The organism is Pararobbsia alpina, from assembly GCF_902859895.1.
Taxonomy (GTDB): domain Bacteria; phylum Pseudomonadota; class Gammaproteobacteria; order Burkholderiales; family Burkholderiaceae; genus Pararobbsia; species Pararobbsia alpina.
The window spans coordinates 1-8,567 of the sequence record NZ_CADIKM010000088.1 but is presented as its reverse complement, the minus strand read 5'-3'; the positions used below and the strand labels follow the sequence as shown (position 1 = coordinate 8,567).

Annotated in this window: 6 protein-coding genes; 4 read left to right on the top strand and 2 right to left on the bottom strand. The window is 63.4% G+C overall.

Annotated elements, in window-relative coordinates:
* Together HV670_RS28710 and HV670_RS28705 are read right to left on the bottom strand one after the other, a co-directional pair.
* Nucleotides 1-986 (bottom strand): histidine kinase dimerization/phospho-acceptor domain-containing protein (locus HV670_RS28710; RefSeq protein ID WP_175108344.1); only part of this gene is annotated, 986 nt, incomplete at its 3' end.
* The gene (locus tag HV670_RS28705) at nucleotides 973-1,656 is read right to left on the bottom strand and encodes a response regulator transcription factor (RefSeq protein ID WP_175108343.1); all 684 of its coding nucleotides are present in this window, start codon (nucleotides 1,654-1,656) and stop codon (nucleotides 973-975) included. The genes HV670_RS28705 and HV670_RS28710, both read right to left, overlap by 14 nt.
* A gap of 154 nt (nucleotides 1,657-1,810) precedes the next feature.
* Here HV670_RS28705 and HV670_RS28700 point away from each other — a divergent pair, with 154 nt between their 5' ends.
* The 4 genes from HV670_RS28700 to HV670_RS28685 all read left to right on the top strand — a co-directional run bounded on the left by HV670_RS28700 (nucleotide 1,811) and on the right by HV670_RS28685 (nucleotide 8,504).
* Complete coding sequence (locus HV670_RS28700; protein WP_175108342.1) at nucleotides 1,811-2,488, top strand: response regulator transcription factor; 678 nt, start codon at nucleotides 1,811-1,813, stop codon at nucleotides 2,486-2,488.
* A gap of 114 nt (nucleotides 2,489-2,602) precedes the next feature.
* A complete protein-coding gene (locus HV670_RS28695; protein WP_175108341.1) occupies nucleotides 2,603-4,177 on the top strand; it encodes an efflux transporter outer membrane subunit in 1,575 nt (524 codons plus the stop codon).
* Nucleotides 4,174-5,382, top strand: coding sequence for an efflux RND transporter periplasmic adaptor subunit (locus HV670_RS28690; protein WP_175108340.1), 1,209 nt, complete (start codon nucleotides 4,174-4,176; stop codon nucleotides 5,380-5,382). Before HV670_RS28695 ends, HV670_RS28690 begins: the two co-directional genes overlap by 4 nt.
* A complete protein-coding gene (locus HV670_RS28685) occupies nucleotides 5,379-8,504 on the top strand; it encodes an efflux RND transporter permease subunit (RefSeq protein ID WP_175108339.1) in 3,126 nt (1,041 codons plus the stop codon). The genes HV670_RS28690 and HV670_RS28685 overlap by 4 nt, the downstream gene beginning before the upstream one ends.
* Nucleotides 8,505-8,567 lie beyond the last annotated feature (63 nt).

The following is an 8,567-nucleotide window of genomic DNA, read 5'->3' as shown; positions in this document are numbered from 1 at the left end:
AATACGATGCCTTTTTCTTCCGCAGTCGGCTCATAGAACTCGATGACGTCGTCGGCGACCGCGACGAGATCGACCGTCACGAAGTTGCCTCGCCGCGCATTGCTCTCGATTTCCGAAATACGCAGCAGCGCGTTGAAGGTACGCAAGATGCCGTTCAACTCCACGATCGCGTCCTCGGTGGCTACCCGGTAATCCTGTTCCGACGCGGCACGGCGTTGCGCGCGCTCAAGCCCTGCCATCAAGCGCGTCAGTGGCGTGCGCAAGTCATGAGCGATCGCGTCGCACACCCCCTTGACCTCGTGCATCAGCCGCTCGATTTCGTCGAGCATGCTGTTCACGACGCGCACCAGCCGGTCGATATCGTCCTGCTTGGCGTGCTCGGGCAAGCGGCGGCTGAGATTGCCGGCCACGATTTCCTCGATCGATCGGGTGACGGCATCCAGCCGCCGCACAGCTCCGACTCCAACGATCGCCGCACCGATCAGGCCGGTCAACAGCATCAGGACGCCAGCCGTCAGCAACACATGCAGCAGTTCTTCGTCGAAGTGGTCGAGCTCGCGAATGTTTTGACACAGCAAGGCGGTGCCTCCATCCGCAATCTGTGCAGCGATGCAGCGTGCCGGCACATTTCGCTCAGGCAGTGCCAGGCGGATCGAAAACGGCCGGTCGAAGTACGGCAGCGCCGGCCGGTCACCGGGAAGGCCTCCTGCGATGTGTTTGCCCTGCGCGTCGAACAGAGCAAACGGACGTTGATGACGCGGGTCGAACTGGCTCTGATGGTTGACGCTTGCAACCAGTTGCGCTGGGCCTGCGCGCACGAGTATGGTGTATTCGCGCTGCAGCCAGTCGTCGACACGCTCCATTTCGAAGCCCGTGATCTCGACGTAGAGATAGGCGAACAGCATCAACGAGACGACACCGAACATCGCGAGAAACAGCGTCGCGAGCCGGAAACTGGTGGTACGGTGCAGATCACTCAGGCGCACGGAGCGTGTATCCCGAACCGCGAACGGTATGGATCATCGGCATCGACCCCTCGGGATCGAGCTTCTTTCGCAGGCGGCTGATGTGAACGTCGATCACATTGGTCCGTTCGTCGAGCCGATAATCCCACACGGCCTCGAACAGCATCGTGCGGCTGATCGTCTGGCCGGCGTGCTGCATCAGATATTCGAGCAGCCGGTATTCGCGCGGCAGAAGCGCAATGGGGCGTCCGGCGCAGGTGACTTCGCGCGTGAGCAGATCGAGCCGCAGCGACCCGACCTGATATTCCTGAACGCTGGCCGGCAAATCGCGACGACGCATCAGTGCGTCGAGGCGCGCGGTCAGTTCGATGAATTCGAATGGTTTGGTCAGATAGTCGTCGCCGCCGGCGCGCAGGCCGCGCACACGCTCATCCACCGCGGAAAGCGCGCTCAGGATCAGCACGGGCGTGACGACGCCGGCGCTGCGCAACGCGGCCAACATGCCGAGTCCTTCGAGACCGCCGGTCAGCATCCGGTCGAGCACGATGGCGTCGTACTGTCCGGCGACGGCCAGCATCAGGCCGTCACGGCCGGTTTCGGCCGAGTCGACGCGACAACCGTGGTCCGTCAGTGCGCCGACGATTTCTTCACGTGTCTGGCGGTCGTCCTCGACGACCAAAACATTTGGCATACGGGGTTCGAGAGTAGGGGCGCATCGAGTCGCCACGATCGGACAGGCAGCTTTGCGTTACGCTATGCGTTCACAGTATGCCTTGGCTCGGAAAACATCCGTTTCGCGCCAACATTAAAAAAAATTAACCCTGACTCGCTTACGGTTGCCAAGCATGCGAATCCTGATCGTCGAAGACGACGCGCGCGGCAGTCACTTCATCGCGCGCGGCCTGACAGAAAGCGGGCATATCGTCGATACGGCCGCCGAAGGCGCCACCGGGCTCGCAATGGCCCGGGAAGGCATCTATGACGTCATCGTCACGGATCGGCGGCTGCCCGCGCTGGATGGAATCGAGCTCGTGACGCAATTGCGCGCGCATGGCCACGCGACCCCGGTCCTGATGCTGTCCGCCGTTGCCGGACTGACCGATCGGGTGGACGGGATTCGTGCGGGGTGTGACGACTATCTGGCCAAGCCCTACGCTTTTGCCGAGTTGCTTGCCCGGGTCGAAGCGCTCGCGCGCCGGACTGACCGCGCCCGGCTGCAGGACGTATTGCAGGTGGCCGATCTGGCGCTCGACAGGCGCGCGCGCCGCGCGAGCAGAGCCGGGCAGGATCTGCATCTGCAGCACCGCGAGTTCCTGCTGCTCGAATGTCTGATGCGCCATGCCGGACAGATCGTTACGCGCAGCATGCTGCTCGAATCGGCGTGGAACTACGAGTTCGACCCGCGCAGCAACGTCATCGATATGCACATGCACCGGCTGCGCGGCAAAGTCGACCGAAGTTTCGCCAAACCGTTCATTCATACCGTGACAGGGGCAGGCTACGTGCTCCGTACGGACGTCTGAGCGGGTTTTGGGCAAGTTGCCGTTGTGGATGAAATTTTTTTAATAATCGAGCGAAAGGCCGGACAGGACGGCCTCGGTATCCTCGCGACGTTCATGTTGCGAGGAATCCTGTTTATGCCTCGGTTGTCCGGTTCGCCAACGTCCGGTCGCTGTGCACCCATCGTGTCGCGGGTGCCGCTGCTCACGTGCGTGCTGGCGCTGGGTCTGCTCGGCATGTTGCCCGGCTGCTCACTCGTGCCGGCCTACCAGCGCCCCACTACGCCGATGGCGACAGCCTGGAACGGTGCCGCGCAGACATCGTTGGCCGATACGGTGGCGGTCCAAAGCGGCTGGTGGCAGGCCTACCAGGACCCGGCACTCAACGCGCTTGTCGAGCGTAGCCTGCAGCACGATTTCTCACTGGCCTCGGCCATCGCCAGTGTTGAGGCGGCGCGCGCCAATGCCGCAAAGGCAGGGGCGCCACTGTATCCGTCGCTGACACTTAACGGCACGTTCGACCGTACCCACCAGCGCAATAGCAGCGGCAGTTCAGGTTCGTCGAGCCACGGCCAGAGTCTATTCGCGGAAGCGGGTTACGAGGTCGACTTCTGGGGGCTCAATGCCGCCAACGCCAATTCCGCGCAGATGCTCGCGCGCGCCAGCGGTTTTGACCGCGATACTGTCGCGCTGACGTTGACCGCAACAGTGGCCGATACCTGGTTTCAGATTCAGAGCCTGCGGCAGCGCGTGGCGCTCGCGCAGACCATTTCAGACGACGCCGCAAAGATCCTTACGTTGCTGCTGGCCCAGCAGGACGCGGGTGTTGCGACGGAATTGCAGGTCCAGCAGCAACGGAATGCACTGGCGACGTTCCAGGCCGCGATCCCGGCGCTGCAGCAGCAACTCGATCAGAACGTGCATCTGCTCGCAACGCTGGTCGGCGCTGCGCCCGAGGGGTTTGCCGTGGCCGATGCGGAGCTCGCCAGCATCCCGGTGCCGCAGCCGCGTCCGAATCTGCCGGCGAACTTGCTCGACGCGCGGCCCGACATTCGTTCGATGGAAGCGCAGTTGCAGGCGGCGAACTACAACGTCGGCGCCGCGCGGGCAGCGTTTTTCCCCAGCATTGCGCTGACTGCCGACGGCGGCCTGAGCAGCCGTTCGCTGTCGAACTTTCTCGCCAGCCCGTTCACGAGCCTTGCCGCATCCCTCGCCGCACCGATCTTCGACGGCGGTGCGCTGCGCGGGCAACTGCTCGCAAGCGAGGCCACCAAAGTAAAGAGCATCGCCGACTATCGCCAGACCGTAGTGAGCGCGCTGCAGGACGTCGAGGACTCGTTGTCCGCCGCGGCGCAGCAGCAACAGGTTGAAGTCGCCGATCAGGCCGCGGCCGACGCCGCACGTAAGGCCGCCACGCTGGCGGACGCGCAATACAAACTCGGCACGATCGATTTCCTGACGGTGCTCGACACGCAACGCACGCTCTATCAGTCCGAAGACGCGCTCGTGCAGACACGCCTTGCACGCTTGCAGGCGTCGGTTGGCTTGTTCAGGGCGTTCGGCGGCGGCGCCGGTCTGACCGACGAGAACGATGAGCACGGTGCGACCGGCACTGTTGGTTCCGTCGCTTTCGACGGGAATGCCGCCACGACCGCCGGCGCCGCAGATGCCGCCCCGCAGCGCCAATCACCACAGAATCCCATCGCGCCATGAATCACGCCGCAGTCACTCCACCGCAGGAGCCGCCCCGGCGCCCTCGCGCGTTTCCCCTTCCCGCCATAGTGGGACTTCTCGCGATCCTCGCGCTGCTAGCGTGGTGGCAGTGGCCAAAACTCCACGCCGGCGCGCCCGTGGTCGCCATTCCCGTGAATGCCGGTCATGCGGTCATAGCCGATTTTCCGATCCGCGTGGCCACGGTCGGCACCGTGCAGGCGCTCAACACGGTCGATGTCAAAGTCCGTGTGGACGGCCAGTTGCAGCGCGTCGCCTTTATCGAAGGGCAGGACGTGAAGCTCGGGCAACTGCTCGCGCAACTCGACCAGGGACCGCTGAGCGCTCAACTGCGGCAGGCCGAGGCCATGCAACACAAGGATGAGGCGAGCCTCGACAACGCCCAACTCGACCTCACCCGCTATTCGAAGCTCGTCGGTATCGGCGCGGCGACCTCGCAAAGCGTCGACACGGCACGGGCGCAGGTCAAGTCGCTCGCCGCGACCGTCGCTGCCGATGCCGCGCTGGTGCAAAACGACAGACTGCAACTTGGCTTCACGACACTGACTGCGCCATTTACAGGCCGCGTCGGCGCCCGAGAGGCCGACGTCGGCGCGATCGTCCATCCCACAGACACCACCGGTATCGTCACGCTCACGCAGATGGAGCCGATCGAGGTGCTGTTCTCCGTGCCGCAGGACGTGTTGCCCGACCTGCTCGCGAACCAGGCGAAGGCCCCGCTGCCAGTGAGCGTCACGACACGTACCGATGGCGAAGCACTCGCCCAGGGATCGCTGGTCTTTATCGACAGCCAGGTCGATCCGACCACCGGCCAGATCAAGCTGAAGGCGTCGTTTGCAAACACGGACCGCAAGCTGTGGCCGGGGGAACTCGTCAACGCCCGCGTGCTGGTACAGACGGACCTTCAGCGCATTGCCGTGCCGAGCCGCGCCGTCCTCAATACGCAGGCCGGCACGCAGTTGTACGTGATCGCGCCAGACGGCAAGGTGCAGCTGCGCGCCGTGCAGACGGGAGTGAGCGCCGACGGTATGACCGAGATCCGCAAGGGCATCAAGGCAGGTGAGCTGATCGTCTTCGAGGGGCAAAGCCGCCTGAATCCAGGGTCGCAGGTGAGGCCAACGCTTGTCAGCGCGAAGGCACAAGCCGGCGCTGCCGCGCCCGCGACGACCATGGACGCGCCATCATGAGCCTGCTCGAACTGTTCATCCAGCGGCGCGTGGCGACGACCTTTCTCGCGATTGCCGTGTTGCTGGTCGGCGCCGTCGCGTATTTTCTGTTGCCAGTCGCGCCATTGCCGCAAGTGGATTTCCCGACCATTCAGGTCGTCGCGCAACTGCCCGGCGCCAGCGCGGATACGATGGCGACCTCGGTGGCCACGCCGCTCGAGCGGCAACTGTCGAACATCTCCGGCATCACGCAGATGACCTCGTCGAGCTCGCTCGGCACGACGACCATTGCGATCCAGTTCGACCTGTCGCGCGACATCAACAGCGCGGCGCAGGACGTGCAGACAGCGATCAACGCAGCGGGGGGCACGCTGCCGAAGAACCTGCCGAATCCGCCGACTTACGAGAAGGTCAATCCGGCTGATTTCACCTTGCTGTCGCTCGCTCTGACTTCGCCGTCGCTCACGCTGACGCAACTCGACAGCTACGCCGAGGACTTTCTTGCCCAGCAGATTTCCCAGATGCCGGGCGTCGGCCTCGTCGATTTTCACGGGCAACAGCGTCCCGCTGTGCGTATCCGTGTCGATCCCGACAAGCTCGCGGCGCGTGGTCTGACGCTCGAGGATGTGCGTTCGATCGTTGGCCTGCAGACCGTCAACGCGCCCAAGGGCAGTCTGAACGGTCCGGACCGCTCGGTTGTGTTCAACGCGACCGACCAGATCACAACGGCCGCCGGCTATCGCGACCTCGTCGTCGCGTATAAGAACGGCGCGCCGATCCGACTGCAGGACCTCGGCACGGTGATCGATGCCGCCGAAGACACACAGCAGGCCGCATGGCTGCAGCACGAGCGCGCGATCATTGTCGACATCCACAAGCAGCCTGGCTACAACGTCGTCGACACCATTCATAACATCACGACCCATTTGCCCCAGCTGGAAGCTTCGTTGCCGGCGGCGGCACACGTCCACGTGGTCGGTGACCGCACGCAGACGATCAACGCTTCGGTGCACGACGTGCAGTTCACGTTGATCCTGACGATCGCGCTGGTCGTGATGGTGATCTTCTCGTTCCTGCGCAACGTCTGGGCCACAGTGATTCCGAGCCTAACGATCCCGCTGTCGCTGGTAGCGACTTTCGGCGTCATGTACTTGCTCGATTACAGCCTCGACAATTTGTCGCTGATGGGTCTGACGATTGCGGTCGGCTTCGTTGTCGACGATGCGATTGTCGTGATCGAGAACGTAATGCGTCACATCGAGGAAGGCGTGCCGCGCATGCGCGCCGCGTTGCTCGGGGCACGCGAGGTGCGCTTCACAATCGTCTCGATGACGATCTCGCTAATCGCCGTATTCATTCCGATCCTGATGATGGGCGGTATCGTGGGCCGCCTGTTTCGCGAGTTCGCGGTGACGGTGAGTGCGGCTATCGTGATGTCGGCGCTTGTCTCGCTGACCGTCACGCCGATGCTGTGCGGCTGGCTGATCCGCACGCCGGCTGCGAACGGCGCCCGGCCCGGCAAGCTCGAACGCTGGCTCGAGGCAGCCTTCGTCGCGGTGGAGCAGCGCTATGAGCATGGGCTCGATTGGGTGCTACACCACCAGAAAACGATTCTGGGTGTCACGATCGCGACCGTGATTGCTACCGGCGTGCTGTTCGTCCTGATACCGAAAGGCTTCTTCCCGCAAGAGGATTCGGGGTTGATTCAGGGCGTCGCACAGGCCGCACCGGATATCTCGCCGGAATCGATGGCCGTGAAGATGCAGCAGCTCGGCCACATCGTCGAAGCCGACCCGGCGGTGGACAACGTCTACTACTGGATCGGTGCGAATCCGACCGTGAGCCAGGGGCGCATGATGATCAACCTGAAGCCGCCGACTCAACGCACGGCGAGTGCCGCGCAGGTGCTCAACAGGCTCAGACCGAAGCTTGCAACGGTCATGGGCATCACGCTTTCGATGCAAGTGCGTCAGGACATTCAGGTAGGTGGCCGGATCAGCGCCGCGCAGTATCAATACACGCTGCAGGATCCGGATGTGCTGCAGCTGGACCACTGGGCGCAGGTGCTCACGGCGCGCCTCGCCACGTTGCCGGAACTGACCGACGTGACGTCGGACCAGCAGGCCTCGGCGACGAGCGCGACGCTTGTGATCGATCGCAGCACGGCTTCGCGCTTTGGTATCACCGCACAGGCAATCGACGACACACTCTACGATGCGTTCGGCCAGCGTCAGATCGCGACGCTCTTCACGGAGTTGAACCAGTACCACGTTGTCGAAGAGGTGGACCCGAAGTTTCAGCTGACGACCGATGCGCTCGCGCATCTCTACGTGCGCTCGCCGCTGACGAATGAACTCGTACCGTTGAACGTGCTCGTGAGCATCGACAACAACGTGTCGCCGATTTCCGTGAACCACCAGGGCTTGTTCCCGGCAGTGACGATCTCGTTCAATCTCGCAGCGGGGCAATCGCTCGGCAATGCCGTGATGGCGATTCGCGCGGCGGAAGCCGCGGCCGGCAAACCGGAAACGTTGACCGGCACGTTCCAGGGCACCGCGCAGGCATTCCAGGCATCGCTGCAAAGCGAACCCTACCTGATTCTTGCAGCGCTAGTGGTCGTGTATCTCGTGCTGGGCATGCTTTACGAGAGTCCGATACATCCGTTAACGATCATTTCGACGCTGCCCTCGGCGGGCGTGGGCGCGTTGTGCGCGCTGATGTTGTTCCACCAGGACCTGTCGATCATGGGCATGATCGGGATCATTTTGCTGATTGGTATCGTCAAGAAGAACGCGATCATGATGATCGACTTCGCGCTGGTCGCGGAGCGTGAGCAGGGACTGTCGCCCACCGCCGCAATCCGCCAGGCGTGCGTGCTGCGTTTTCGTCCCATCATGATGACGACGCTTGCCGCGCTGTTCGGTGCGTTGCCCCTGGCGCTGGGTCACGGTGCAGGTGCGGAATTGCGCGTGCCGCTGGGAATTGCGATCGTCGGCGGCCTGGTGTTGTCACAGATGCTGACGCTCTTCACGACACCGGTGGTGTACTTGTGGTTCGACCGTCTTGCTCATCGGATTGAACGCGATCGAGGCGAAGGGGATACGGCTTTCGAACCGGCGCGTGAGACGCAGGCGCAAGGCTGAGACACGCAGCGGCGGGCGCAAAGCCCGCCTGCCGACGCCTAGGCCCTCAACGCAATCGGCCGA

Excerpts from the sequence above, each read along its gene's own strand:
- HV670_RS28705 (WP_175108343.1), bottom strand. The coding sequence starts at position 1,656 with ATGCCAAATGTTTTGGTCGTCGAGGACGACCGCCAGACACGTGAAGAA.
- HV670_RS28695 (WP_175108341.1), top strand. The coding sequence starts at position 2,603 with ATGCCTCGGTTGTCCGGTTCGCCAACGTCCGGTCGCTGTGCACCCATC.
- HV670_RS28690 (WP_175108340.1), top strand. The coding sequence starts at position 4,174 with ATGAATCACGCCGCAGTCACTCCACCGCAGGAGCCGCCCCGGCGCCCT.
- HV670_RS28700 (WP_175108342.1), top strand. The coding sequence starts at position 1,811 with ATGCGAATCCTGATCGTCGAAGACGACGCGCGCGGCAGTCACTTCATC.
- HV670_RS28685 (WP_175108339.1), top strand. The coding sequence starts at position 5,379 with ATGAGCCTGCTCGAACTGTTCATCCAGCGGCGCGTGGCGACGACCTTT.